We start from the raw sequence: 25,080 nt of genomic DNA on the forward strand, positions 1-25,080 counted from the left end.
ATGTATATACATATCAATATAATAATTAAACTATTTCATTTTATTTGATCACGCTTTTTATCTCGGTTATATCGTCTATTAAATATAAAGGTGTGAAATTTTGTAATGCACTCTTTTCGCCATATCCATAAGTCACCATACAGACATCAATCCCAGCGTTTCTTCCAGTCAAATAATCCGTCTTCGTATCGCCAACAAGAATTGCTTCTGTTTTATTGCATCCATAAAAATCTAATATTTTTAAAATGCAATCTGGGTCGGGCTTGGGCTTGTCCACATCATCCGCCGTCACGATCACATCAAAATACTTCATCAAACCAAATTTTTGAAAAATTTTTTCTGTCGCACTTCTGATTTTAAAAGTTGCAACCGCCAGGCGTTTGTTGCATTGTTGATAATAATCTAAAATATCGATGACGCCAGGATAAACTTTTGATGTATCCGCGCAATGCGCTGTGTAATATTCTGAAAAAAGGGGCAATAATTCAGAATCGATCAGCGCTGACTTATCTGTCCCTAAAACCCTAAGCAGAATATTTCTGGCACCGCCGCCTATGCAGCCTCTGATGAATTCATATGATTTTTCTTCGAACTGATATTTTTTTATAATATATTGAACCGTTTTTACCAAATCCGGGCACGTATCAACCAGTGTTCCATCCAGATCAAAAATAATGTAAGAATATTGTTCATGTGGTTCCTTCATTTTGATCACCCCCTTCAAGTTTTGATAACAGCGCATTATTTGAAAAATATTCATAAGTGATGCCGCATTCGCCAATATCACGCACTTTTTGATCCGTTCTTTTATAATCGGCGTGATAATCCGAACCGCCGGAAATAATTTTCACGCGATTTGAATAATCCTTTTTGACCTTTTGAATGATTTCCTCTTTTGTCAGCTCTCCGCCATACGTTGTTTTATCATAGGTATACGATGCTTCGATGCCGTCTAATCCTTCTGCGATCAACCAATCGATAAAATCATCCCGACTCATTTTCCCGTCATCCACTCTGACGACATCATCAATCAAATAAGGGTGCGCAAGAATCGCGATGCCACCAACCTCATGAATCAATCGAATAATTTCAACGGCTGACGGCTTTTTCCGTTTGATGCCGTATTCCGGGTTATTTCTGCAAAGCAGTTTTGCCTCAATCCAAGTATCCGTATAGCCCTTTTCCGCCATCAGATTAAAAATAATCTTTTTCTGAACATCTTCCGGTTTCCTGGGTATCCCGCCATAATTCAGCACTTCATCCCAAGCGATGGGCATTCCCTTCTCAGTCAGCAGCGCTGTTAACTGATAATAAGAATCTATTTTGCTTTGAACGATTTTTCGATTCACGTCTAAAATCTTCTGATGATGGAAATCACAGCCTAACGCGACAATATGAACATCATCGACGAGCGTTTCGCAGGAAAATTCAATTCCGGGAATAAATTGAATGCCTTTTGTTTTCGCATAAGCAATCGGATCCACCATAATGCCATTGACTTCAATCTTTTGGGGCGGAATCACATCATGATCTGTCAATGCCAAAACTCTCACGCCGCGTTTGGCCGCATTATCAATTAATTCCTGAGGCGTATCGCCGCCATCGGAACGTGTAGAATGGGTATGCAGATCCACCGCGTAAGGCGCGCGATCCATTTGACTGAATAATCTGATATGCTTTCTTGCCACCTCTTTGACGCAATCTCCGACAAACGCATCTAACTTGAGCGGATCGTTTTGCTGCGGATTTTCATCCATGTATTCCCGCATACCTTGGCAATATGCGATTTTAATCGCGGTTGATATATTTATTTTGGCCGCCCCGGACTGAATCATCCGGTCGAACATCTCTGTTGATAATCCTGTTCCCCCGTGTAAAACAAGGGGCACCGGCGAAAACGCATTGATATCCTGCATCAGCTTGTAATTTAAATTAATTTCACCTTTGTAAACACCATGAGCGGTTCCAACAGCGGGGGCCAATGCATCAACCCCCGTCTCCGCCATGAATTTTTTACAATCTTTTGGATTTGCAAATGCACCACCGTCCTTTTCCACGACAATATCATCTTCAACACCGACGATCGCTCCGAGTTCACCTTCCACTGTTACGTTTCGCTTATGTGCGTAATCCGCGATAATTTTTGTGTTCGCAATATTTTCTTCCAAGGATAATTGCGAACCATCATACATGACCGAGGACCATCCGGCAGCGATGCATTCTTTCGTATATTCAATATCCCGGGAGTGATCTAAATGGATGGCCACATTAATTTTTGTATTTTGAGCAAGTGGTTTTAAAATATCCATTAATTCTTTTGCGCCAAATTCTTTCACCGTTTTGACTGAAGTCTGCAAAATAACATCCTGTTTTAAATCCTCAGCCGTTTCAACAACTGCTTTTGCAGTCAATTCATTGACGATATTAAATGCGCCAACCGCGTAATGATTTTTCTTTGCCTTTTCAAGCATTGTTTTCATATTGACATATGTCATTTTTGACTCCTTTCATTAAAATAAATTCTCCGCTATTTATATACCAGTATATACAAGCAATCATAGAAATAAAGATCATTTTTTGTTAACTAATTAGATTTTTTTGCATCCTTTACATTTTTTATTCAACATTTTTTAGGTGCCGTGTAAAATAACAATTATTGATAACGTAAAATTGCGCGCACAAAAAGGCTCCCGAAGGAGCCTTCCTGATCTTTTTAGATAATGAATGGCCGGATGTTAATCCTCTTTCAGGTAATAGGTCCCCAGCGCGTCGGCTGCGATGATGGCCGCCGCCAGGCTTTCCGGTGTCACTTCAAAGGGCATGTTCCCCATCGTGTCCTCCGGCGCGCAGGCCAGCTTGGCCACTTCCATGATTTTTTCCTCGTTCACTTCTTTCACGCCAAGCCCTTCAAGGTTGACCGGCAGCCCCAGCGTCGTGCAGAAGTCGAGCACTTCATCCAATTCGTCTTCCGAACGATTTTCCAGCACGAGCTGCACCAATGTCCCAAAGGCAACCTTTTCTCCGTGATACATTTCATGGGTTTCCGGCAGGGCGGTAAAGCCGTTGTGGATGGCATGAGCCGCGGCCAAGCCGCCGCTTTCAAAGCCGACACCGCTCAGGAAGGTGTTCGCTTCGATCACGTTTTCCACCGCAGCGGTACACACGTGATTTTCAATCGCCAACTTGGCTTTGAACCCATCCGCCATCAAGATGTCAAAGCAGAGCCGCGCCAGGCTGATGGCCGAATTGGTCACGTGACCGCCGCTCATCACGGTAGACCGGCTGTCATAAGTCGCCTGGGCTTCAAAATAAGTCGCCAGCGCATCCCCCATCCCGGCGACAAAAAGACGAGCCGGTGCCCGTTTGATGATATCCGTGTCCATGATGACCATTTCCGGATTCTTCGGCAGAACCAAATACGCTTCGAAGACACCGTCTTCCGTATAAACCACGGACAGGGCCGAGCAAGGCGCATCCGTCGACGCGATGGACGGCGCCACAATCACCGGCAGCTTTTCATAATGCGCGACGGCTTTCGCGGTGTCACAAACTTTCCCGCCGCCGATCCCGACAATGACATCCAAACCTTCATCCTGAACCACTTTGCGCAGACGATCAATTTCAGCGTTACAGCATTCCCCGCCGAAAGGTTCAGACACATATTTTAATCCGGCCGCTTCAAACCCGGCCTTCAGATTGTCATTTTGTGTACGCATCATGGTGCCGGACAAAACCGCCAGTGCCCCTTTGCCGAAAGTCGCAACATAAGCCGGCAGCTTTTGCAGCTCTCCGGCGCCTTGGATGTATCTTCCCGGCGCCTGAATAATTTTTTCCATGGTTTCTCTCCTCTCAAAACAACACACGCGTCGTTAATCATATATCGACATTATTTTAACAAGTCTTTTTTCGTTTTGCAAATGTTTTCTATCTTTTTATCATTATTTCCGCATCGAAAATTTAACCGCCGCCATCCTGCTTTTTATGCTCCGTTTTCAAAATCGGGCACAAAAAAATCCAGGGTGTTTCCCTGGATTAAGTGATCCTAAAATGGTGCGCTCGAGCCGATTCGAACGGCCGGCACATGGCTTCGGAGACCATTGCTCTATCCAACTGAGCTACGAGCGCAAATTTCACGCTCATTATTATAATATACGCCCCGGGCAAATGCAAGCGCGATTTTTAAATCGGCCGGCGACGCAAATCGTCACCGCGGCGCCGCAGCCAGATCAAGCCGACGATCCCGATCACAATCAGCGCGAGGCTCGTCAGCTGAGCCGTGCGCAATCCGAAAAACATCAGACTGTCGGTGCGCAGGCCCTCGATAAAAAATCGCCCGACGGAATAACCAATGAAATAAACAAAGAGTAATTCTCCGCGATTTCTTTGGAGCCGCCGCTCGAAAATAAAAACTAAAAACAAAAAGACGAGCACATCCCAAAGGGATTCGTAAAGAAAAGTGGGATGCACCTGCACAAGGCCCATCGCCGGATCGTTCACCGTGATGGCCCAGGGCAAATGCGTCGCGACCCCGTGAGCCTCCTGATTAAAAAAATTGCCCCAGCGGCCGATGGCCTGCCCCAGGGGCAGGGCCGGGATCACCGTGTCGGCCAGATCCCAGAAGGTAATTTTTTTCACCCGACAGAAAATCACGCCGACGAGAATCCCGGCCAGAATCCCGCCGTGAATCGCCAGCCCCCCGTGCCAGATCATGGCGATCTCCGACGGATTGCCGCGGTAATAGCCCCACTCAAAAATCACATACCACAGACGCGCACCGATCACCACACCGGGGATCAACACCAGAAAAAAATCGGTCACATCGTCCGGCGAAAGGCCCGTGCGCCGGCAGCGCCGCCAGGCGATCACCATGCCGAGCACCAACGCACCGGCGATTAAAATACCATACCAGCGCACCGTGATCCCGCCGACATGCAAGGCGATTGGATTGGGCTGCCTCATGTCTTGGCCTCCTGTCTTTGTTTCTCCTTCTGCGCCCGCGCCAGAGCGAGCATTTCTTCCGCGTGCGTGCCGGCCGAAGCCGTGACGGCCGCTCCCGAAAGCATCCCCGCGAGCGCGTCCCGGCTTTCCGCCGATGACAGCGCGTGAAAGGCCACCTGGGTCGATTTTTCGTCCGCGCTTTTAAGCACCTGAAAATGTGCGTCGGCCATCGCCGCGATCTGCGGCAGATGGGTGATGCAGATAACCTGACGCTTCCGGGAGAGCGCCATGATCTTTTCCGCCACGGTCTGAGCCGTCCGGCCGGAGATGCCCGTGTCGATTTCGTCGAAGATCATGGTCTCCATGCGGTCGAGCTCCCCAAAGATGCATTTGATCGCCAGCATGATGCGCGAGATTTCCCCGCCGCTGGCCACTTCCTTCAGCGGACGCAGGGGCGTCCCCGGATTTACCGCGATCTGAAAGGTGATGGTGTCGCTGCCCCAGGGCGAGATGATTTTTTCGTCCTTTTCGATTTCAATCTTAAACCGGGCCCGATTCATGGCGAGGTCGGCCAGCTCTCCTTCGATGGCGCCGGAAAGGGTTTCTGCCGCGCGCAAACGCTCTGCATGCAGCACGGCCGCCGTTTCCCGATAGGCCTTCCAAAGGGTTTTATATTCGTGCTTCATCGCAATCAGATGATCGTCGTGATGGGCCAAGTCGTCCAGTTCTTCGGCCAGTTGCTCGCCGTAAGCCACGATTTCCTCAACCGTCGCCCCGTATTTGCGCCGCAGTCCCTCGATGAGCGCGAGCCGCTGCTCTACCGTTTCAAGCCGTTTGGGATCAAAGGCCATGTCCGACAGGTAAACGCCCAGCTCGCCGGATAAATCCCCGAGGCCATCCAGGGCGTCCTTCACCGTCTGCCGATAGGGCGCAAAGGTCTCGTCGATTGCCGAAAGTCTGGCCAGACGCTCCTGCAGCTGGGCCAGACTTTCCAGCACGCCGGCGCTTTCCCCATCGTCGCCGTCGAGCAGGCTCCGGGCTTCTCCAGCCAGCGAAAAGAGCATCTCCCCGTTCTCCAGAATGCGCTGCTCCTTCTCCAAGGCCGCGTCTGCCGCCGGGTCCAAATGCGCCTCGCGGATCTGGGCCAGCTCGAAGGCGATCATTTCCTTGCGGCGTTCAATCTCCCGGGCATCCTTTTCCTGATCGCGGATGGTCTTCGACAAGGTTTTGAGCTTATCGGCCTGCTGCCGGGTTTTAAGCAGCAACGCCGCCACCGGCGTGCCGCCCCAAGCGTCGAGCAGCCGCCTTTGGGCCTCGCTTTGAAAAAGCGAGTTATTCTCGTGCTGGCTGTGGATATCCACCAGATCCCGGCCCAGGGTTTTCAGCTGAGCCACGGTCACCGCGTAGCCGTTGACACGGCACACATTGTGCCCGCTGCGGCTGATGGATCGGGTGAGGATCAGTTCATCGTCCGGCGTGGCAATGGCCATCTCGGCCAAATGCTCGTGCACGGCACTATTCTGATCGAAGCTGAACACCCCCTGCACCGACATGCGATCGGCGCCCTGGCGAATATTCTGTTTATTGGCCCGCTGGCCGAGAATCAACGTCAGCGCGTCGATCACGATGGATTTCCCGGCGCCGGTTTCCCCGGTGATCACGTTGAGATGGCTGTCCCAGTTAATATCCAGCTGTTCGATCAGCGCGTAATTGGTTATCGATATCCGTTTTAACACGACGCCCTCCTTTCGCGGCCCTCGCGCCTCTTGACTGCCTTCACTGCGGCTGCTTCATCAGTTTCCGGAAGCGATCCGCCACATGGAGCACATCCTTTTCGTTGCGCACCGCCACAAAAATGGTGTCGTCTCCGGCAATGGTCCCCACAATTTCCGGCCACTCCAAACCGTCGATGGCAATGGCCGCCGCCTGCCCCATGGCCGGCAGGGTGTGAATCACCACGAGAAAGGCCGCGGTATCCACCGTCAACACCGACTCGCGAAACACGGCCTTCACCCGCTCATCGTAAAGATTGGCGCGGTCGCGCATCGAAGCGTATTGCTGACGGCCGCGGCTGCCCCCCACCTTGATCAGCCCGAGCTCTTTGATGTCCCGGGAGACGGTCGCCTGAGTCACTTCAAATCCCGCGCGTTTCAGATGCTCGGCCAGCTCCTCCTGGGTCTCAACATCGTTTTGTTCAATAATCTCCAAAATTTTCGATTGTCTCGAAATTTTCATCTTTGCGTTTTCTCCCCTGATTCTCTCGTGCCGGCCAATTTATTAATGGTCCGTTAATTTACGGCGCAGCTGCTTGAAAAAGCTCATGTTTCCAAACAGGATCAAATTGGTTTTATAGGGTGCGCGGGTGATGCGGACGCGCCCCCGCCGATTGATCGACAGCGAAACCTGCCCGTCGGCGCACACATCGATGCCGTGGTTGCGCCCGGAAAAACGGATGTCCACCACGGCGCGTCCCGGCAATACATAAGCGCGGTCGTGCAGCCGATGCGGGCAAATGGGATTGATGAGCATGATGTTGGCCCGGGGATCGGCCACCGGCCCCCCGGCCGAAAGCGAATAGGCCGTCGAGCCCGTCGGTGTCGCGACGATCAGCCCATCGGCATAAAAGGTATCCACCAATTCTCCGTCTACCGCCACCGTCAAATCGATCATCCGAATCCCCGCCGCTTTGATCACCACGTCGTTGAGCGCGCTCTGCTTTTCGACGGTCCCGTCCTCCCGGGTCACCTGGCTTTCGAGGAGCATGCGCTGATCCAATTGGTAGTCGCCCTCGCACAGACGCGCTAAAATCGCCTCGCAGGATTCCGCGTCACCTTCCGTTAAAAACCCGAGCTTGCCGAGATTGATGCCGCAAATCGGCGTTTCATACGCACCGACTTGTCTCGCCACCCCGAGCAGCGTCCCGTCCCCGCCGAGGGTCACAATGCAGTCCGGCCGGGAGAAAAAGGTATCCTTGGGAACCCCCGCCACGCCGGCAAGCTCCCCCAATTCCGTCAGCTGGCGCTGAAGCATCACCGTTTTAACGCCCCGATCGCCCAAATAGGCCACGCATCGTCTGGCCATCGCCACCGAGGTCTGCTTGTCAAAATTAATATAAATGCCGATTTCCTCAATTTTAACGTCCGGCACGCTTTTGTGTCTCATTTGCTTTTCTGCTGATTCCAATCTATTTTGTCTCCTCGGATTCTCCGTTTTGATAATGGCGGTGTGCCCGCGCCACCAGCGCCTCAATAGCGGCCGCCCCGCTCACCGCTTCGTCGTGTGCCACCTCGGCCGTCGACGCCTCTTTCCTGGTCAGACATAAAAATTCAATATTGCCCTTGGGCCCGCGAATCGGCGAATAGTCGAGCCCCGCCACCGAAAATCCCGCCGCTTCGATGCCGGCGGCGGTCTGCGCGATCGCTTCCCGGTGAACGGCCGGATCCCGGACGACCCCATGCTTGCCCACCTTTCCCTTGCCGACTTCAAACTGGGGCTTGATCAGCCAAATGCCCAGCGCCCCCGGCTTCACACAGCGGTAAATCGCCGGCATCATTTTGAGCACCGAGATAAAGGACACATCCATCACCGAGCCGTCGGCGGGGGTATCGAGCCCCGGCAGCGTGTCCGGCCCGGCGTAGCGAAAATTCGTCCGTTCCAGGCAGATCACCCGGGAATCATTGCGCAGTTTCCAATCAAACTGGCCGTAGCCCACATCCGCCGCAATCACCCTGGACGCACCGTTTTGCAGCAGGCAATCCGTAAATCCGCCGGTGGACGCGCCGATGTCGAGAAACGTCTTGCCCGCCACCGGAAAATCGAATACGCGAAGCCCCCGCGCAAGCTTGAGCCCGCCCCGGCTGACAAAGGGAATCGCATCGCCCTTAACCGTCACCTGATGCTTCTCAAGCGTCACGCTCACCTGATCGCCGGCCTTGGTGTGTGCCCGGCCGTCCACGCGGACAAGGCCTGCCATAATGGCCTTCTTGGCTCTTTCCCGGGTATCGAAAAAGCCAAGCTTCACCAGCATTTTATCCAATCGCTCTTTGTGCTTGCTCATTAATTTTTCCTATTCACCAAATTTTGGACGGCCGCGATGGGACCGGCGATCGCACTGACGATGGCCGTTCCGTTTTTCATGGCCACATCCTTGCCGATAGCCTTGCCGCCGACGGTAAGGCAGGCCACCGATGCGGCGATGATTAATCCGGCGAAGGACGAATCCGCCAGACCGTAAAACCGCGCCAGCTGCGCCGTGATCGACACGGAAATCCCGCCGGACACCACGCCGCAGATGTCCCCGATCACATCGTTGCACACCGAAGATACCTTCGCCGCGTTTTTCACAAGCCACACGGCCGTTTTGGCCCCCCTTCTTTTGCGGGCCGCCATCGCGTTAAAGGGCTCCAAGCTCACCGAGGCCACGGCAATGCCCACAATATCCGTCGCGATGCCCAGCGCGATAATCGCGATCAAAATCACAAACGAGATCAACAGATTCGCGTTTGACAGCACCGTGTCCGACAGATAGGTGATCACCATGGTCGAACAAAAAGTGCCGACGCCCACCAGGGCAATCCATCGCCGATGGGCCTTGGCCTCCTGTTCCCTGCGCATTATTTTTTTAGCATTCGTTCTGGCCTGTGTCTCCCCCGGTTCTTCCGGCGCTTTTTGACGAGACCTTCGCTTCGTTTCGCTCATATTTTTGACAAGCTCCTCCATCCGGGGCATCGGCTCTGTCCATCTTTGCCGCCCATGCATAAAAAGCCGCTTAAAAATTCATTTTCAATTTCTATTATAACGTAAATTAAAGCCGACGCAAATGGGCGCAACAAAAAAGGACCATGCCGCATGCATAATCCTTTTGCAAGATGACGGTGCCGCGAGTAAACTTTGCAACATAGGTCCAGCAGGATTTCCCAAAAGCTGACCGGCCTGTCGCCGGGCCGACGGTTTCCCTCTACAGCTTTTCCGCCTCGTTTCCGAAAGCGGGGCTGGATTGCCACTGAGTGTGCACTATAATCCCCACAGCATTTCTTGCGAGCAGCCTAGGCGTTTTCCGCGGCGGCGCTTTTCGATCCTTAGCCTCTTTTGCAGAAGGGGTTTCGGATGCAATATTTCTAAGAAATCGGGCCCTGATTTCCCAAAAACTGTCAATCCATCCACCCGAACCACTCAAGGCAGGCTACGCTGGTTCAAAATCCTTCCGGGCCACAACAGGCCCTGACTCATTCCCAGGTTTTCCCCCGACTCACAGTCTGCGGCTTGCTGCGAAAAGCATCGCTGGATTGTTACACCGCGGATGTGGCATCGTGGTCTCCACGGAAGCAGGGTCGAGGCCTACATGCCGTTGCAGGTTGCCCCATCTTCCTTAACCCCCTGGCGAAACCCTCGACTGGGCGTCAAAGGCAACCCCAAGGGACTTCATCGATATGCCCTTCGACGGATTTTTAGGCCCGCCCTGGTGATCGAAAGCCCCGACTAGGATACTGTGTCATCTCCCACGCATTATACCACAAACTGCCGGTTTTGGCGCCGCCCGCGTTGCATTTTTGCCGCCCTTAGGGTATCATTAAGAAAATTTGACGGCACTGCCGCCATTCGAAGGAGCATCCCATGAACTACAAAGAAGCCTTTATCGAATTTATGGTCCGCTCGAAGGTTTTGACCTTCGGCGACTTTATCACTAAGAGCGGCCGCAAAACGCCGTATTTCGTCAATACCGGCAATTATAAAACCTCCGAGCAAATCGCTAAGCTCGGCCAATATTATGCGGCCTGCATCAAAAACCACCTGGACGGCATCGATTTTCTTTACGGCCCCGCCTACAAGGGCATTCCGCTGGTGATCACCGCAGCGGCCTCGCTCTACCGCGACCACCATGTGACCATCCCCTACTGCTTTAACCGCAAAGAAGCCAAGGATCATGGCGAAGGCGGCCATATCATCGGCTACCGCCCGCAAAACGGCGACACGGCGATGATCGTCGAAGACGTAATCACCGCCGGTACCTCGGTCAAAGAAACGGTGCCGCTGCTCAAGTCCCTGGCTGAAGACGTGAAGGTTGCCCGTTTGATTATCTCCGTCGACCGCATGGAAAAGGGCGACGGCGGCAAGACGGCCATTGAGGAAATCGCCGACCGTTTCGGCATCGCCACCACCCCCATCGTCACCGTCAAAGAGATCGTCGCCTGTCTGCACAACCGCGAAGTGGACGGCCGCGTCGTGATCGACGACGTTATGAAGGCCCGCATCGAGGCTCATCTTGCGCAATACGGCGTCTAAATAAAAAGCTGCACCAAAAAAGAATCGCCGGCATCACGCCGGCGATTCTTTTTTTGATTGCTTGGCTGCCTTGTTAAATCGCGCTGGCATCCGCCGCTTCCTTGCGCAGCTCCGCGTTCATAAAGCGGTCGAGATCGCCGTCCATCACCGTTTGGATATTGCCCACTTCCACCCCGGTGCGGTGGTCCTTCACCATCGTGTAGGGATGAAACACATAGGAGCGGATCTGGGAGCCCCAGGCAATCTGCGAATAATCGCCGACGACATCCTCCAACTTTTCCTTTTGCTCCTGCGCCATGATCTCCACCAGTTTGGATTTGAGCATGTTCATCGCCACTTCTCGGTTCTGGTGCTGACTGCGCTCGTTCTGGCACTGCACCACCACGCCGGTGGGCAGGTGGGTGATGCGGATCGCCGAGGACGTCTTATTGACGTGCTGGCCGCCGGCCCCGCTGGAGCGGTAGGTATCCACGCGGATGTCGTCCGGGTTGATCTCGATTTCCACCGAGTCGTCCACCTCCGGTGTCACGTCGAGGGACGCAAACGAGGTGTGCCGTCGGCCGGAGGAATCGAAGGGTGAAATGCGCACCAGCCGGTGCACGCCGCGCTCCGTCTTCAGATAGCCGTAGGCATTGATGCCCTCGATGAGCAGGGTCGCGCTTTTGATTCCGGCAATATCCCCGGGCTGATAGTCCAGCTGCTTAATCTTATAGCCCCTGGCCTCCGCCCAGCGGGTGTACATCCGCAGCAGCATCGACGCCCAGTCATGGGATTCGGTGCCGCCAGCCCCCGGATGCAAAGAAATAATAGCGTTGTTGCTGTCGTATTCCCCGGAGAGAAGCATTTCCAGCTTGAAATCTTCGAACTTTTCCTGAAAAGCCCCGAGCATCTGCTCGAGCTCGTCCATGCCCTCGCCCTCTTCGGCCAGCTCATACATCACCGACACGTCATCGAGCTCTTCTTTGACCTCGTCGTAGCGGCTGCGCTTACGTTTTAAAATCGTCTGTTCTTTGAGGACTTTCTGGGCACTCTTCTGATCGTTCCAGAACGCGGGATCTTCGCTTTGGGTCATCAGCGCCGACAAGCGCGCGTCAATCGCCGGCAGATCCATGGATTTGCCCAAAGCTGTAAGCTCTGCGTCCATGCCGGTGATCGCCTGCTTCGCCTCGTATAAATCGATCAATGCTTTCTTCCTTTCCGGGCCTCAGGCGTATCGCCCGTGACAATTCTTGTATTTTTTTCCGCTGCCGCAGGGACAAGGATCGTTGCGGCCGATTTTTTTATCCCTATGAATGGTCTGCTGCTTTTCGCCCTGTCCTTCAATCTGTGATTCGTTGGTGTGCATCGTCGCCTGCTGACGGCGCGCCCGGGGCGACACCTTAATCTGCACGTTATAAATATATTTGACGGTCTCTTCCTGAATGGCGGCATTCATTTCTTCAAACATGCTGAACCCTTCCTTGGTGTATTCCACCACCGGATCGTTCTGGCCAAAGGCCCGCAGGCCGATGCCCTGCCGCAGCTGATCCATGTCGTCGATATGAAGCATCCACGCCGCATCCACCGCGCGCAGAAGAATCATCCGTTCCATGTCCTGCATCTCGTCGTCGCCGAGCAGCTCGACCTTAGCCCGGTAGTTTTCGTCACAAAGCGCGCGCAGACCGGCTTTCAAATCCTCAACGCTGCTGTTTTCATCCACCTTCAGGCGATGGACCGGCAAAAACTCGCCAAAGTATTTTTTAATCTTGTCCACGTTCCAGTCTGCATAGGCCGGGCCGGCGCTGGTGTACATATTCACGTAATCGTCGATCAGATCGTCCGTCATTTTGCGAATCTGGTCGTGCATATTCTTGCCGTCGAGCACTTCCTGGCGCTGGGCATAAATGATCTCCCGCTGCCGATTCATCACATTGTCATACTGCAGCACGTTCTTCCGGATGTCAAAATTGCGGGCCTCCACTTTTTTCTGGGCATTTTCGATGCCGCGGGTGAGCATCTTGGAATCCAGCGGCGTGTCTTCGTCCATGCCGAGGGTTTCCACCATGCCCTGAATGCGGTCCGAGCCGAAAATGCGCATCAAGTCATCTTCGAGCGATACAAAAAACTGGGTCGATCCCGGATCTCCCTGCCTCCCGGAACGCCCGCGCAGCTGATTGTCGATGCGGCGGGACTCGTGGCGTTCGGTCCCGAGAATGTGCAGCCCGCCCAGTTCGGCGACGCCGTCCCCCAGCACAATATCCGTTCCGCGGCCGGCCATATTGGTGGAAATGGTCACCGCGCCGCGCTGTCCGGCCTTGGCGATAATCTCCGCTTCCTTTTCGAGATATTTCGCGTTGAGCACGTTGTGCTTGATGCCTTCCCGCTTGAGGTATTTGCTCAAGATTTCGGACTTCTCGATGGAAATCGTCCCGATCAAAACCGGCTGACCGGTAGCGTGGCGCCGCTTGACTTCCTGCGTCACCGCCCGGAATTTTCCCTCTTCCGATTTATAGACCACATCGTTGAGGTCCCGGCGGATCATGGGCTTGTTGGTGGGAATGGTCACCACGTTCAGGTTATAAATCGTGTTGAACTCTTCCTCTTCGGTTTTGGCCGTCCCGGTCATTCCCGAAAGCTTGTTGAACATCCGAAAATAATTCTGGAAGGTGATGGTCGCCATGGTCCGGGATTCCCGGTTCACGGTGACGTGTTCCTTGGCCTCGATGGCCTGGTGCAAACCGTTGGAATAACGCCGTCCCGGCATCTGGCGACCGGTGAATTCGTCGATGATGATGATTTCGCCGTCTTTAACAATGTAATCCACGTCCTTGGTCATCAGCGCATTGGCATGAAGCGCCTGCTCAATATTGTGCATGACGTCCATATTGTCGGCGTCAGCCAGATTGTCCAGACTAAAGAATTTTTCCGCCTTGGCAATCCCTGAAGCTGTCAGCGTCGCGGCCTTCTCTTTTTCGTCTCTGTCGTAATCTTCGGGCTTTAGGCTTTTGGCAAAGGCATCGGCCACTTTATAAAGATCGGTGCTCTTGTCACCGCTGCCTGAGATGATCAGCGGCGTTCGGGCTTCGTCGATGAGCACCGAGTCCACTTCGTCGATAATGGCGTAATTGAGGTCGCGCTGCACCTGCTCGGATTTTTCCACCACCATGTTGTCCCGCAGATAGTCAAACCCGAATTCATTGTTGGTTCCGTAGGTAATATCGGCGTTATAGGCGGCGATCTTATCTTCGAAGCTCATATCGTGAATAACCAGCCCAACAGAAAGCCCCAAAAATTGGTGGATCTTGCCCATCCATTCGCTGTCGCGCTTGGCCAGATAATCGTTGACCGTCACAATAAAAACCCCTTTGCCCGTCAGTGCATTCAGGTAGGCCGGCAGCGTCGCAACCAGCGTTTTCCCTTCACCGGTTTTCATTTCGGCGATGTCCCCGTGATGCAGCACCATGCCCCCGATGAGCTGCACCGGGAAGTGGCGCATATTCACCGTGCGGTCGGCCGCTTCCCGCACCGTCGCAAAGGCTTCCACCAAAAGATCGTCCAACGTCTCACCCTGTGCCAGGCGCTCTTTAAATTCCACGGTTTTATGTTTGAGCGCCTCATCCGAAAGCACTTTGTATTCATCTTCAAGGGCGACGATCTGATCCGCCGCCTTCTGCAGTTTTTTAACTTCTTTCTTGCTGGGGTCAAACAGATTTTCCAAAAATCCCATGTTTCAATACTCCAATCCCTTTCGATTCTTTCACACAGCTGTCGCCGCTCGCGGCGCCGATAGCCTTTATTAATGATTATTTTCACTAAGCTATTAGTATATCATATTTTTGAAAAGGCTTTTTATTTTTTTCAATCAAACGATAGGCAATCAAAAAAGGGCTGCTGTTTAGCCCTTTTTCTTAAATCTGTCTTATTCTTCTGTTTCTTTTTTCTTCCGCCAGAATGAGACGGTCCGGCCTTCCACATCGATCTCGACTTTTTCAAATCCGGCTTTTTCTCTTTCGGCATCGACCGAAGCCTCCTGGGTCGCTTTCTGTGTTTTTCTGCGGTCTGTTGCTGAAGCCACTGGTTTTTCCGGCGCGCGAAGTCCCGCACGGCTGTGTTCTTTCTTCAAGCGCTGACGCTCTTCTTCTGAAGAATGGAAGGGATGTTTTGCATCTCTTTCTCTCAGGTGCTCGCCGCTGCGTTTACCTCGCTGGCGCAGCGCTTCGGTTTCCTTGGAGACTTGCTGCCAGACACTCAGCATCTGTTTTTCATTATCCCGGGAAGCATCCGTCATCTGCGCGGCCTGTTCATTGCTGTACTTGCGGTATGGGTTGATCTTCTGTTCTCTGGTTCGTTTGGGATTCGCCGCCGTTTTTTCCACCGGCTGCCACGAGGGCTTCTTCTGTTCTGCTGCCGTCGGAGTTTCTTCAATCTCTTTGTCTTCTTCAAAAAGATGATCTTGACGGAAATACGTCGGTTCTTGATGGTGATCACTCATTTGCTCTTCCTCCTCCATCATCTGCGGCTGACTATCCGGTAATGTACTGGGTTCCGCCACAACGGATTGTTTTTGGGGTGTCGGCTCTGATCCCGGCGCAGTTTCCACGTCGCCAAAGGCCAATCGCCCTTTTTCACGTTCAGCATAAAACGACTGGGTAAAAAAGCCGCTTTCGGCAAAATCGTCTTCTTCGTCGCGTTCCGATTGAATCGGCTCTTTTTCGCCCCCGATCGGCCGGGTGTCATAGCGTCCAAGATCCTTCAACGCGGTGAAAACCCGGGTGTCATCTGAGTCGGCCGCCGGTTCCGGCGCTTTAATCACATTTTTTTGTCCATGGCTGCGAATTTGATTTAAAAGTTCCGGTGATAGGTCCGGCAAAACAGCGGTAGCCTCCGGCGCGTCCTCCGCCGGCTTTTCCGATGCGTCTGATGAATCTTCAGCGATCGGTGCATCCACCGCTTTTACTTCGGAGGGCTCTTCCGCCGGCTCCGAAGGATGCTCCGTCTCTTCCATCGTGAACAATTCGGCAGAATTATCCTGCAGCCAATCCAACGGCTCGGTTTCATAACCGGTCTTTTCTTTATCGGGCAAATGATCCATCTCGTCCGGCGCGAAGATATAATCTTCGGTGCCGAATTCTGTGTCATCTAAAAACGAATCCTCTGCGGCAGGCTGAGCATTCATTCGGTATTGAACCCAGCCGATAATCCCGACAAAAGTCAGCGCGCTGCCGATCGAAAAACCGCCGATCCCGCCGTAAAACCCGGCGATCTTACCCAGGTAAGGGATCGGCACATTAATGCCCAGCATCCAAAGCGTCGTGGTCGACTGAGAAATTACACTGTAAACTGCATTGGTGCCTTTGGAGATCGAGGTAACCAGTTGATTGTTTCCCAACGCCTGAACGATATTCGAAGCCACCGGCATCTTGCCGCCATTAATAAAGGAAGCGATAAAGTTTGCCGTCGTCCCCACCGTCATCAAAATGGTCCAAAGATCATCGAAGTTAAAAATCAGTGTGATTAAAATCAAAATATAGCTGACAAAGTTGACAATGGTGGCCACGCCTGTCGCCGCGCCCAAATAAAACCACAGGTGCAATCCCAACTGCAATACGATACCCATCAGCCCCAAAGGCCAAAGTGAAACTTTTTTACTGAAAATCCGTCTGACAGAGCCGCCGCGGACCATCCCGAGGATCAATCCCAATATTATGGCGCATATTATAAACATCGATAACCACCTTCAGTCTGAAATTTTTTTCGAAATTTTTATTGTACATTTGCTTCTGTTATTGCCAATTTTGCTCGTTTCTCTTCCGCATTTCTGCGAAGATAAACTAAAATTAATTTTAAATCAAATGGTGCCTGATGTCAATTCATCCCAATCTGCCCACCCACAAAAATACCCGCCGGAACAGGCGGGTAGATTCATCTGACATTAAAGCGTCGGTTCAATGAGGCCGAAGTTACCGTCATGACGGCGGTACACCACGTTGACGTCATCGGTTTCCGCATTGAGAAAGACAAAGAAGTCGTGTTCGAGCAAATCCATCTGCATCGTCGCTTCGTCCACCGACATGGGTTTAATGGCAAATTTTTTAGTTCTGACCACTTTGGGCACATCGACACTTTCTGCATCTTCTTCATCTTCAAAAGCATCAAAGATCAATTTGGGCGCTTCATTGGCATAGCGTTTCTGAAGTTTGGTCTTATATTTGCGCAGCTGTCCTTCCAGTTTGTCGACAACCGCTTCGATGGAGCTTTTCATGTCGTCGCTCCATTCTTCAGCCCGCAGGATGGTTTTGCCCAGCGGAATGGTCACCTCAAGCATCTGGCCGTTTTTATCTTTGCTGAAAGTCGCGTAAATTTCTGTTTCCTTATCAAAATAGCGGTCAAACTTTTGAAATTTTTTCTTCAGGATGTCTTTCAAGCCTTCCGATACATGCATGTTTTTGCCATAGATCGTAAATTTCATAATGATAGTCCTCCCGGTCATTATTCGCCGCCCTGCCAACCGCATGCAAAAGCGGCGCCAAATCTTTTGATTTGGTTACGCTTTCATTATAGCATAGTCCGACGTCATTTGCACTCTTCTTTGCCAAATTTTATTCGCACGCTCTCAAAAGACATCGCCGGTTCATCGAACTCATGCGTCTTCGATCCCTGCCATTCTTCAGCCTAATGCACATTCATTGTTCTTCCGATCTTAAGCTTGGCTTTCCTGAACGCCCATGCTCGTCACGGATTATCATTCTTTTTTAAGTTTCTTGCCGCCGCCGTTCACTTGTATGGTATAATATCCCCGCTTATTTTATAAAATCAATTTTTATGCATCAGCGCAGATAAATTTTAAATTTCAATCGTGAAAGGAATCCCATGACTTTAAAACGAAAATTTTTGGCCGTCTTTCTGGCTTTCGTTATGGTGGTCGTCGGCAGCGGCGTCATTTATATTTTCAGAGTTCGTGCTAAAATCTCCGGCGATAATCTCGATTCCAGCAAACTCAGTGTCACTAAACTGCCGAGCGGCGTCACCAATTACGCCGTTTTTGGCATCGACGGCCGAAGCGATGTCGAGGGCAATCGCTCCGATACCATCATGATTTTGTCCGTCAATTACAAAACCGGGGAAATCACGATAACATCGGTCATGCGCGATCTCATGGCGCGCATTCCGGCCAGCCACAAAAACAATATTACCTATGAAAAAATCAACGCCGCTTATAGCTATGGTGGTGCGGCCTTGGCCATTAAAGCCCTGAATGAAAATTTTGACTTGAATATCGAGGATTACATTTCGATTAATTTTGACTGCATGATGGAAACGGTCAACGCGGTTGGCGGCATCACAGTCAATATCACAGACGAACGCGTGCTGAAATATACCAATGAGGCCATCGACATGGTCAATGGCACCGAACATACCAACGCAGCTCATCTTCAAATGGGGAAAAATCACTTAAACGGCGCTCAAGCACTGGGTTATGCCCGCAACCGTCACTCCGACGATGATTTCGGCCGGACGGAACGCCAGCGGGAAGTCGTGCAGAAAATCTTAAAAAAGGCGAGCAAAATTGATACCTTCACCGCGCTAAAATTATTTTCCAAGGTTTATCCCTATGTTACAACGTCGATGTCTAACGCGGAAATGACCCAATTCCTGCAGGGTTATCTGCAGACCAACAAAAAAACTTTTGTAAGTCAACGCATCCCCTTTGAGAATTACTATGCCACACCCACACTGAATGGCATTTCCTATGTGGTGCCCAAGACGCTTTATGACACAGCGGTTCAACTGCATAAATCCATCTACGGCAGCAGCGTCGACTATACCCCGTCCGCAACGGTGAACACCATCAGTGACGGCATCGTCAGCCGCACCGGCTATGGTACCTATCACGGCTCCGGCGCTTCGGCTTCGGGTAATCCTTCCCCTTCCGGCGGCACCACGTCAAATTACAACAGCTCATCTTCTAACCGCAGTTACCGCGCCCGCAGATATCGTTCTTCCACTGGGGCGGCGTCATCCCGTTCAGCTGGCGCCGCTGCATCAACGCCGACAACGTCCAACACAAATGCATCGTCGAGAAGTCAATCCCAAAATTAAACCTAAAAAAGAACGCCCTCCGGCGTTCTTTTTTATTTTCTGTAATATCAAATTCTTTTTAATATTCGATCGGTTCGCTGACCAAGTCAAAAATCACTTCTTTAAAAGCGCTCACGGCCGTTTCACACTGTGCCTGGCGCCCGGTTAAAATGGCACCGCTCATATTGGATTCGGTCGGGCGGCTCCAAAAGCGCACCACATCCACGTTAGCCTGAGTCAGCGCCTCATCGATGCCAACGGCACCATGCATCGCCGGCGCGATCAAATAAGCGATGGATGATCCCCGCTCCAGGTTGTAGGCCTTCGCGAAATAGCTGCCGATACGCGATACGCATTGGGCGTAAATCAGCGTGCTGTCGTCGTCGGAAATGCTGTAGCAGGTGGATTCCTTTTCGGTGAACTCCCGCACATAGCGCAGGCCGCGCTCCACATCAGAAACCATCGGCCCGGAGAGCACCCCAAATACCTGACCGTCGTTAAATTTGCCGCAGCCGCCATAGGTGGTGTAAATCTGTGCGACCTGCACATTGGCTTTTTTGGTCGCGTCATCCGCCGCCACATAGCCCACGCCGTCGCAGGCCGTCGTAAACAGGCCGATATCGATATGGCCATCCGGTAAATGATATTGTTCGAGCATGCAGTCTTCCACATCGGTCAACAGTCGGTTTGCCACAAATTTCCCATGGACTAAATCTCCGATCATCTTGGGATCCTCCTTTTTCCGTTCAGCGCTGTTTTAAATGATTTTATTTTAGCATGCGTCCGGCGATTTTTCAAGCGCGATCAGCGCGTTGGCCAGCGCACAGAACCCTGTGCCGTCAAGCTTCTCCGCCCGAACTTTCGGATCGATGCCGGCCTCTGCCATCGCCGCGAGCAGTTGATCCTTGGTGTAGGCCGTATTGGTGGTCAGGCTGTTAATCAGCGTCTTGCGCCGATTCATGAACGCAGCCTTCACCACGCGAAAAAATTGATCCGGATCCGACGGCGCGTAGGGCGGCGTCGCCTTTTTCATCGCGATGACAACGGAATCCACCTTGGGCCGGGGCATGAACACCGTCGCCGGCACCGCAAAGGCGATTTCCGGCCGGGCATAATACTGGCAGGCGATGCTCAGCGAGCCGTAAATCTTTCCGCCCGGCGCCGCACAGATGCGCTCGCCCACCTCCCTCTGCACGAGAAAAACCATCTGCGCCAGCGCCACCCCGTCGGGCCAGCGCGTTTCAAGCAGCTGCATCATGATGGGCGTCGTGATGTAATAGGGCAGGTTAGCGACCACTTTCAAACGGGCCGTGCCCGGCGCCGCTTCGGCCACCAGGGCGGCCAGATCGGTTTTGAGCACATCCGCATTCACCACGTGCACATTCCCGCAATCGGCCAAGGTTTCACCCAGCGCCGGGATAAGCTTGTGATCGATTTCGACAGCAATCACCTGTCCGGCCCGCGCCGAGAGCTCCCGGGTCAGCGTGCCGATGCCGGGGCCGATTTCAATCACGGTATCCGTCGGCGTCAAATCGCCCGCCCGTGCAATCTTGTCTAAAATATGGTCGTCGATTAAAAAGTTTTGGCCGAAGCGCTTATTAAAGTGCAGTTCGTGGCGCTGCATCAGCGCTTCAACCATCGTCGGTGAGGTCAGTTTCATTCGCTATCCTTTTCCGTTTCCATACCGATGGCTTCGGCCAGCACCGCGCGCAGGGCCTCTGGCGTATTGGCCGCCGGCCGGCGATATACGTGGTGCAAAAGCAGGGTCAGGCTGCTGCCGATGGCCGCTCCGCCAAAGCCCATCGCCTTCAAATCTGCCGCGGACAGCGCGAGCTCCGAGCGCGCGATCGGCTGACACGTCTGCACAATCCGCGCATAACACGCCCGATTTGCCGCCGCCCGCCGCTGATCCGCCGCCGTTTGGGCAAGCGCCTCCTGAAGGGCCAGCAGCTTTTCAAACTGCGGCCTGCCGAGATCGGCCAAGGCTGATTTGAACGCAACTATATCCGCATCTGCCGAGATCTGCCGCCGCTCGCCATATCGCTCGGCTGCCCGCACCATCGCCTTGGGCAAAGCCAGAGGCTTCAGCACTTCGGAAAGCGCTTTTTCACCGGTCAGTAAAAACGCCAGCCGCACCGCCGGATCCGCCGGCAGGGCGTCCAAAGCGGACGCATCGCCCTCCGAGGGAATCCGGGCACGGCTGATTTCCAAACGCCGAATCAAGTCCGCCCAAAGGCCGCTTGCCGCTAAAAGCATCATGCCCCGGCCAAAATGCGGACCGATTAAAAACTTCCGCCACTCGCCGCCGATGCGTTCGCAGCTCACGCCCGCCGTGTCGGCATCCGCCGCAAGTGCGTGCCAGGTCGCCGCTTCGATTGCAAACCCCTTGATCGTTGCCAGCCGCACACAGCGCCACTTGCGCAGCTTGTCCTCGGCAAAGCGCGCCTGCGGGTCGCCGATGCAGCGCAGACGCCGCGCCTTTAAATCCGAAAGGCCGCCCACATAATCCAACACGACACCACGGCGGTCCATCAGCAGACCGTTCACCGTGAAATCCCGGCGCAAGACATCCTCCCGGACCGAAGTGCCAAAAACCACCCGATCCGGATGACGCCCGTCGCCGTAATTTTTATCGGCGCGGAAAGTTGTGATCTCAAACCACTGGCCATCCAGCTGCACTCCGACCGTGCCAAAGCGCGCGCCGGCCGTCACGACCCTCGCCCCGGGCAGTGCGCGCGAAAACAATGCCTGCATCGCCTCCGGTCTGGCATCGGTGGCGAGATCCATATCCGTCGGCACCGCGCCGAGCAGCGCATCCCGCACCGCGCCGCCAACCAGGTATAATGCGTACCCTGCACGTTCGAAATGATCGAAGAGCCGTTCCAGCGCGTCACGCATCGTCAATCACCATCCGTCTGAGAATTTCCGCCTCGAGACTCCGGGCGTTGTGTCTCTTCACGATGTTGATAATCGCTTCAAGGGTGTCCACCTCGTAGGTGGGCTGCGCCTGGGCAAGGGACGCTCGGGTATTGTAGCCCCAATCAACGGCCGCCACGTCGATGCCTGCCCGACGGCAGGCTCTGATGTCCCGCACTTCATCCCCGACGTAGAGCATCTCCGACGGGCGGATATGCAGCTGTCGGCACAGGCGCAGCAGCCTGCGATCCTTGCCGAAGAACGCAGCGCATTTTAAAAAATCAAAATAGCCGTTCAGATCATAACGCATTAAAAACGCGTGGACATTCTTCGCCGTGTTGGAGGTGAGGATGCCGCAAAAGAGCGTCCAGCGCCGCAGCTCGGCCAAAAAATCACCCAGTTGATCGTGGAAGGGCATGATCTCATCCTGACGAGCCGCGAGCTGCTTGCCGCCGTATCGGATCAGCTTTCCCAATCGCCGCACCGGAATGTGCAAATGCCTCAGCACATCGGCCATGGCCATCTCTTTAATCGCGCCGATCGCTTCCGGCTCGATGGCTTCCAAGCGATAGTGCCGGGCCATTTCGTTGTAGACTTTAAGCATGAGGGCTTCCGTGTCTGCCAGCGTGCCATCGAAATCAAAACACACACATTTGTAAGCCATGATCGAAGCCCCCTTTCACTAAACTCGTCTCGCTGCCGATTTGTCTTAATTGTCCAACAGGATTGATCAATTTTCAATAAAAATCTTTATTTTATGATAAAATAAGCTTAAAAAACACGCAGAGAGCGAATGCCCATTCTCTTACGCCATTCTGAGACAACATCGTCTCAGAAGTTCTGTCATCAAAGGATTTCAGGCGTATTAAATTCAATACACCCGTTGACCCCGCGCGTGACCCATGATAAGATAAGAGCATCGCTTTATTACGCTACTGTATAAAACAACGAGGAGACTTTATGTTGACCAATTACACCATCGAGGGGTTTGAGAACATCCAGTATCAGGGGTTTCGATCGTTAGCCGCCATCGAAGCAAGACTCAAAAAACTTTATCAGTCCTACGGCTACCATCAGATTTCAATCCCGACCTTTGAATCCTTCGATCAATTTATCACCGACAACACCATCCCGGGCGACGAGCTCTTTAAATTCATCAGCCGCAAGGGCAAAGTGCTGGCCCTCAAGCCCGACGCCACCCTTTCCGTGGCGCGCATGGCGGCCATCAACCACCACGACCCCGGGGAAATCATCAAATTTTTCTATCAAACCAATATTTATCGCCACTTTGCCGCCCCCAGCGACGTCAAAAAAGAAATCACCCAAATGGGCGTCGAATTCTTTGGCGATACCGCGCCGGAGTGCGATGGCGAAATCATCGCGCTGGCCATCGAGTCGCTGCGGGCCAACGGCATCACGGACATTCAAATTGATATGGGTCATGTGGGCTATATCAATTATCTGCTGGATGAGCTCGCCCTTTCCGAGAGCGACCGCACCGCGCTGATCAGCCTCATCGACAATAAAAACATCGGCGACATCCGCGCCTTCCTGGACGCACGTGAGTGCAATCCCACCATCGCCGAGATTGTGCTGCAGCTGCCCCGGCTTTACGGCAAGCCGAAGGAAACCTTTGAAAGGATGCGCACCCTCTGCATGAACGACAAAATGCGGGCGGTGGTTGCGGATCTGCAGGCCATTTACCGCCATCTCGAGGCGGTAGGCTTGGCTGATGCCGTCACCTTTGATCTCGGCTTCACCAGCGCGATGCATTATTATTCCGATCTCGTGTTCAAGGCCTACGTCGGCGGCTGGGGCGCGCCCATCATCGACGGCGGCCGCTACGATACCCTGAGCCGAAAATTCGGCATCGACCGGCCGGCCTGCGGTTTTGCTGTCGACCTGCTGGGCCTGATGGACTATATGGATCAGCACGGCCTGCTCGACGACGCGCCGGAACCCCATCGCGTCATTGTCTATACCGAGAGGGCAAAGCCCCGGGCCTTTGCCCTCGCCGCCGATCTGCGCCGTCAGGGACTCCCGGTGGAAATCTTCTGCACCGCCGAACTGCCGGAGCACGCCATCGTCGCCCTGCGATCCCAGCCGCTTTACCGCGACAGTTATTTCTACGCAATCACCGCCGACGGTCTCTTTCAATTCAAAAATAATCAGCTGATGCCGATCAAGGCCATCAACGCGGCTAAAACCCGGCAAGGAGAATAACATGGTTCAAAAAGAAAATGCCAAAATAAAAATGGCGCTGGCCAAAGGACGCGTCGCCAACAAAACCATCGACCGGCTCAAGGAGATCGGCTACGTCTTCCCCGACTACGCCAAGGACAGCCGCAAACTCATCTTTACCGACACCACGAACACCGTCGAATTTTTCCTCGTCAAATCGCCGGATGTCGGCACTTATGTCGAAAAGGGCGCGGCCGATATCGGCGTCGTCGGCCGGGATGTGCTTTTGGAGCACCCCGCCAACGTGTATGAACTGCTCAACCTCAACATCGGCCTGTGCCGCATGTGTGTCGCCGGCTTTGCGGGCACCAAAATTCAATACAACCGCAAACTCACCGTGGGCACCAAATATCCCCATATCGCCAAAACTTATTTCAATCGGCTGGATCAGCCGGCGGATCTGATCACGATCAACGGCTCGGTAGAACTCGGCCCCATCCTCGGTCTGTGCGACTGCATCGTCGACATCGTCGAAAGCGGCAGCACCCTTCGGGAAAACGGGCTCGTCGTGCTTGAGACGCTGTTCGAAATCAGTTCTCGGCTCATCGTCAATCAGGTCAGCTTGAAAACCAAAAGCCAAGCCATTGACCCCATCATTCAAAAATTCGAGGCGCTGGCCCTTTAGCCCGCCCCGCCGCTTTCAGG

At 53.1% G+C, this 25,080-nt stretch carries 21 protein-coding genes and 1 tRNA gene; 4 read left to right on the plus strand and 18 right to left on the minus strand.

Going from position 1 to position 25,080, the window contains the following annotated elements; translation table 11 throughout:
• Positions 1 to 40: 40 nt before the first annotated feature.
• The 10 genes from HMPREF0721_RS05020 to HMPREF0721_RS05065 all read right to left on the minus strand — a co-directional run bounded on the left by HMPREF0721_RS05020 (position 41) and on the right by HMPREF0721_RS05065 (position 9,636).
• Positions 41 to 706 (minus strand): HAD family hydrolase, encoded by a 666-nt coding sequence (locus HMPREF0721_RS05020; protein WP_006598517.1) that lies wholly within the window; start codon positions 704 to 706, stop codon positions 41 to 43.
• Positions 690 to 2,495: a ketose-bisphosphate aldolase gene (locus HMPREF0721_RS05025; protein ID WP_006598518.1), complete on the minus strand. Its 1,806-nt coding sequence runs from the start codon at positions 2,493 to 2,495 to the stop codon at positions 690 to 692. The genes HMPREF0721_RS05020 and HMPREF0721_RS05025 overlap by 17 nt, the downstream gene beginning before the upstream one ends.
• 240 nt (positions 2,496 to 2,735) lie before the next feature.
• Positions 2,736 to 3,836 (minus strand): glycerol dehydrogenase, encoded by a 1,101-nt coding sequence (locus HMPREF0721_RS05030; RefSeq protein ID WP_006598519.1) that lies wholly within the window; start codon positions 3,834 to 3,836, stop codon positions 2,736 to 2,738.
• Between the two features lie 212 nt (positions 3,837 to 4,048).
• A tRNA-Arg gene (locus HMPREF0721_RS05035) sits at positions 4,049 to 4,125 on the minus strand.
• A 54-nt stretch (positions 4,126 to 4,179) separates the two neighbouring features.
• Positions 4,180 to 4,959: a prolipoprotein diacylglyceryl transferase gene (lgt, locus tag HMPREF0721_RS05040; RefSeq protein ID WP_006598521.1), complete on the minus strand. Its 780-nt coding sequence runs from the start codon at positions 4,957 to 4,959 to the stop codon at positions 4,180 to 4,182.
• Positions 4,956 to 6,674, minus strand: coding sequence for a DNA repair protein RecN (gene recN, locus HMPREF0721_RS05045; protein ID WP_006598522.1), 1,719 nt, complete (start codon positions 6,672 to 6,674; stop codon positions 4,956 to 4,958). The genes lgt and recN overlap by 4 nt, the downstream gene beginning before the upstream one ends.
• Before the next feature lie 40 nt (positions 6,675 to 6,714).
• The gene (locus tag HMPREF0721_RS05050; protein ID WP_006598523.1) at positions 6,715 to 7,173 is read right to left on the minus strand and encodes an arginine repressor; all 459 of its coding nucleotides are present in this window, start codon (positions 7,171 to 7,173) and stop codon (positions 6,715 to 6,717) included.
• A 42-nt stretch (positions 7,174 to 7,215) separates the two neighbouring features.
• Positions 7,216 to 8,100 (minus strand): NAD(+)/NADH kinase, encoded by an 885-nt coding sequence (locus HMPREF0721_RS05055; RefSeq protein ID WP_006598524.1) that lies wholly within the window; start codon positions 8,098 to 8,100, stop codon positions 7,216 to 7,218.
• Positions 8,101 to 8,122: 22 nt separating this feature from the next.
• A complete protein-coding gene (locus HMPREF0721_RS05060; protein ID WP_006598525.1) occupies positions 8,123 to 8,995 on the minus strand; it encodes a TlyA family RNA methyltransferase in 873 nt (290 codons plus the stop codon).
• Positions 8,995 to 9,636 (minus strand): hypothetical protein, encoded by a 642-nt coding sequence (locus HMPREF0721_RS05065; protein WP_242821855.1) that lies wholly within the window; start codon positions 9,634 to 9,636, stop codon positions 8,995 to 8,997. Before HMPREF0721_RS05065 ends, HMPREF0721_RS05060 begins: the two co-directional genes overlap by 1 nt.
• A gap of 915 nt (positions 9,637 to 10,551) precedes the next feature.
• Here HMPREF0721_RS05065 and pyrE point away from each other — a divergent pair.
• On the plus strand, positions 10,552 to 11,220 hold the full coding sequence (pyrE, locus tag HMPREF0721_RS05070) for an orotate phosphoribosyltransferase (protein WP_006598528.1): 669 nt from the start codon (positions 10,552 to 10,554) through the stop codon (positions 11,218 to 11,220).
• Between the two features lie 73 nt (positions 11,221 to 11,293).
• On the opposite strand, the gene prfB is transcribed toward pyrE, so the two are convergent.
• The 4 genes from prfB to hpf form a co-directional block, all read right to left on the minus strand.
• Positions 11,294 to 12,403, minus strand: a complete 1,110-nt coding sequence (prfB, locus tag HMPREF0721_RS05075) for a peptide chain release factor 2 (protein WP_006598529.1) — start codon at positions 12,401 to 12,403, stop codon at positions 11,294 to 11,296.
• Between the two features lie 21 nt (positions 12,404 to 12,424).
• Complete coding sequence (gene secA, locus HMPREF0721_RS05080) at positions 12,425 to 14,926, minus strand: preprotein translocase subunit SecA (protein WP_006598530.1); 2,502 nt, start codon at positions 14,924 to 14,926, stop codon at positions 12,425 to 12,427.
• A gap of 192 nt (positions 14,927 to 15,118) precedes the next feature.
• Positions 15,119 to 16,924, minus strand: coding sequence for a DUF5317 family protein (locus HMPREF0721_RS05085; protein ID WP_006598531.1), 1,806 nt, complete (start codon positions 16,922 to 16,924; stop codon positions 15,119 to 15,121).
• Positions 16,925 to 17,131: 207 nt separating this feature from the next.
• Complete coding sequence (hpf, locus tag HMPREF0721_RS05090) at positions 17,132 to 17,668, minus strand: ribosome hibernation-promoting factor, HPF/YfiA family (RefSeq protein WP_040639929.1); 537 nt, start codon at positions 17,666 to 17,668, stop codon at positions 17,132 to 17,134.
• Positions 17,669 to 18,069: 401 nt separating this feature from the next.
• On the opposite strand from hpf, the gene HMPREF0721_RS05095 reads away from it, so the two are divergent.
• A complete protein-coding gene (locus tag HMPREF0721_RS05095; protein ID WP_006598534.1) occupies positions 18,070 to 19,299 on the plus strand; it encodes an LCP family protein in 1,230 nt (409 codons plus the stop codon).
• 58 nt (positions 19,300 to 19,357) lie between these two features.
• On the opposite strand, the gene HMPREF0721_RS05100 is transcribed toward HMPREF0721_RS05095, so the two are convergent.
• The 4 genes from HMPREF0721_RS05100 to HMPREF0721_RS05115 are packed head-to-tail and all read right to left on the minus strand — an operon-like array spanning position 19,358 to position 22,858.
• A complete protein-coding gene (locus HMPREF0721_RS05100; protein WP_006598535.1) occupies positions 19,358 to 20,002 on the minus strand; it encodes a BMC domain-containing protein in 645 nt (214 codons plus the stop codon).
• A gap of 48 nt (positions 20,003 to 20,050) precedes the next feature.
• Positions 20,051 to 20,938: a 16S rRNA (adenine(1518)-N(6)/adenine(1519)-N(6))-dimethyltransferase RsmA gene (rsmA, locus tag HMPREF0721_RS05105; RefSeq protein WP_006598536.1), complete on the minus strand. Its 888-nt coding sequence runs from the start codon at positions 20,936 to 20,938 to the stop codon at positions 20,051 to 20,053.
• Positions 20,935 to 22,176, minus strand: a complete 1,242-nt coding sequence (locus tag HMPREF0721_RS05110; protein ID WP_006598537.1) for a CCA tRNA nucleotidyltransferase — start codon at positions 22,174 to 22,176, stop codon at positions 20,935 to 20,937. The genes rsmA and HMPREF0721_RS05110 overlap by 4 nt, the downstream gene beginning before the upstream one ends.
• Entirely contained in the window at positions 22,169 to 22,858 is a 690-nt protein-coding gene (locus tag HMPREF0721_RS05115; RefSeq protein WP_006598538.1) for an HAD hydrolase-like protein, read from the minus strand. The genes HMPREF0721_RS05110 and HMPREF0721_RS05115 overlap by 8 nt, the downstream gene beginning before the upstream one ends.
• 296 nt (positions 22,859 to 23,154) lie before the next feature.
• On the opposite strand from HMPREF0721_RS05115, the gene HMPREF0721_RS05120 reads away from it, so the two are divergent.
• Together HMPREF0721_RS05120 and hisG are read left to right on the plus strand one after the other, a co-directional pair.
• Entirely contained in the window at positions 23,155 to 24,417 is a 1,263-nt protein-coding gene (locus HMPREF0721_RS05120) for an ATP phosphoribosyltransferase regulatory subunit (RefSeq protein WP_006598539.1), read from the plus strand.
• A gap of 1 nt (position 24,418) precedes the next feature.
• Complete coding sequence (hisG, locus tag HMPREF0721_RS05125) at positions 24,419 to 25,060, plus strand: ATP phosphoribosyltransferase (RefSeq protein ID WP_006598540.1); 642 nt, start codon at positions 24,419 to 24,421, stop codon at positions 25,058 to 25,060.
• Positions 25,061 to 25,080 lie beyond the last annotated feature (20 nt).

This window comes from Pseudoramibacter alactolyticus ATCC 23263, from assembly GCF_000185505.1.
GTDB lineage: Bacteria > Bacillota > Clostridia > Eubacteriales > Eubacteriaceae > Pseudoramibacter > Pseudoramibacter alactolyticus.

Coding starts and splice junctions, on each gene's coding strand:
- HMPREF0721_RS05020 (WP_006598517.1), bottom strand. CDS start 706: ATGAAGGAACCACATGAACAATATTCTTACATTATTTTTGATCTGGAT.
- HMPREF0721_RS05025 (WP_006598518.1), bottom strand. CDS start 2,495: ATGACATATGTCAATATGAAAACAATGCTTGAAAAGGCAAAGAAAAAT.
- HMPREF0721_RS05030 (WP_006598519.1), bottom strand. CDS start 3,836: ATGGAAAAAATTATTCAGGCGCCGGGAAGATACATCCAAGGCGCCGGA.
- lgt (WP_006598521.1), bottom strand. CDS start 4,959: ATGAGGCAGCCCAATCCAATCGCCTTGCATGTCGGCGGGATCACGGTG.
- HMPREF0721_RS05050 (WP_006598523.1), bottom strand. CDS start 7,173: ATGAAAATTTCGAGACAATCGAAAATTTTGGAGATTATTGAACAAAAC.
- HMPREF0721_RS05055 (WP_006598524.1), bottom strand. CDS start 8,100: ATGAGACACAAAAGCGTGCCGGACGTTAAAATTGAGGAAATCGGCATT.
- HMPREF0721_RS05060 (WP_006598525.1), bottom strand. CDS start 8,995: ATGAGCAAGCACAAAGAGCGATTGGATAAAATGCTGGTGAAGCTTGGC.
- HMPREF0721_RS05065 (WP_242821855.1), bottom strand. CDS start 9,636: ATGAGCGAAACGAAGCGAAGGTCTCGTCAAAAAGCGCCGGAAGAACCG.
- pyrE (WP_006598528.1), top strand. CDS start 10,552: ATGAACTACAAAGAAGCCTTTATCGAATTTATGGTCCGCTCGAAGGTT.
- secA (WP_006598530.1), bottom strand. CDS start 14,926: ATGGGATTTTTGGAAAATCTGTTTGACCCCAGCAAGAAAGAAGTTAAA.
- HMPREF0721_RS05085 (WP_006598531.1), bottom strand. CDS start 16,924: ATGTTTATAATATGCGCCATAATATTGGGATTGATCCTCGGGATGGTC.
- hpf (WP_040639929.1), bottom strand. CDS start 17,668: ATGAAATTTACGATCTATGGCAAAAACATGCATGTATCGGAAGGCTTG.
- HMPREF0721_RS05095 (WP_006598534.1), top strand. CDS start 18,070: ATGACTTTAAAACGAAAATTTTTGGCCGTCTTTCTGGCTTTCGTTATG.
- HMPREF0721_RS05100 (WP_006598535.1), bottom strand. CDS start 20,002: ATGATCGGAGATTTAGTCCATGGGAAATTTGTGGCAAACCGACTGTTG.
- rsmA (WP_006598536.1), bottom strand. CDS start 20,938: ATGAAACTGACCTCACCGACGATGGTTGAAGCGCTGATGCAGCGCCAC.
- HMPREF0721_RS05110 (WP_006598537.1), bottom strand. CDS start 22,176: ATGCGTGACGCGCTGGAACGGCTCTTCGATCATTTCGAACGTGCAGGG.
- HMPREF0721_RS05115 (WP_006598538.1), bottom strand. CDS start 22,858: ATGGCTTACAAATGTGTGTGTTTTGATTTCGATGGCACGCTGGCAGAC.
- HMPREF0721_RS05120 (WP_006598539.1), top strand. CDS start 23,155: ATGTTGACCAATTACACCATCGAGGGGTTTGAGAACATCCAGTATCAG.
- hisG (WP_006598540.1), top strand. CDS start 24,419: ATGGTTCAAAAAGAAAATGCCAAAATAAAAATGGCGCTGGCCAAAGGA.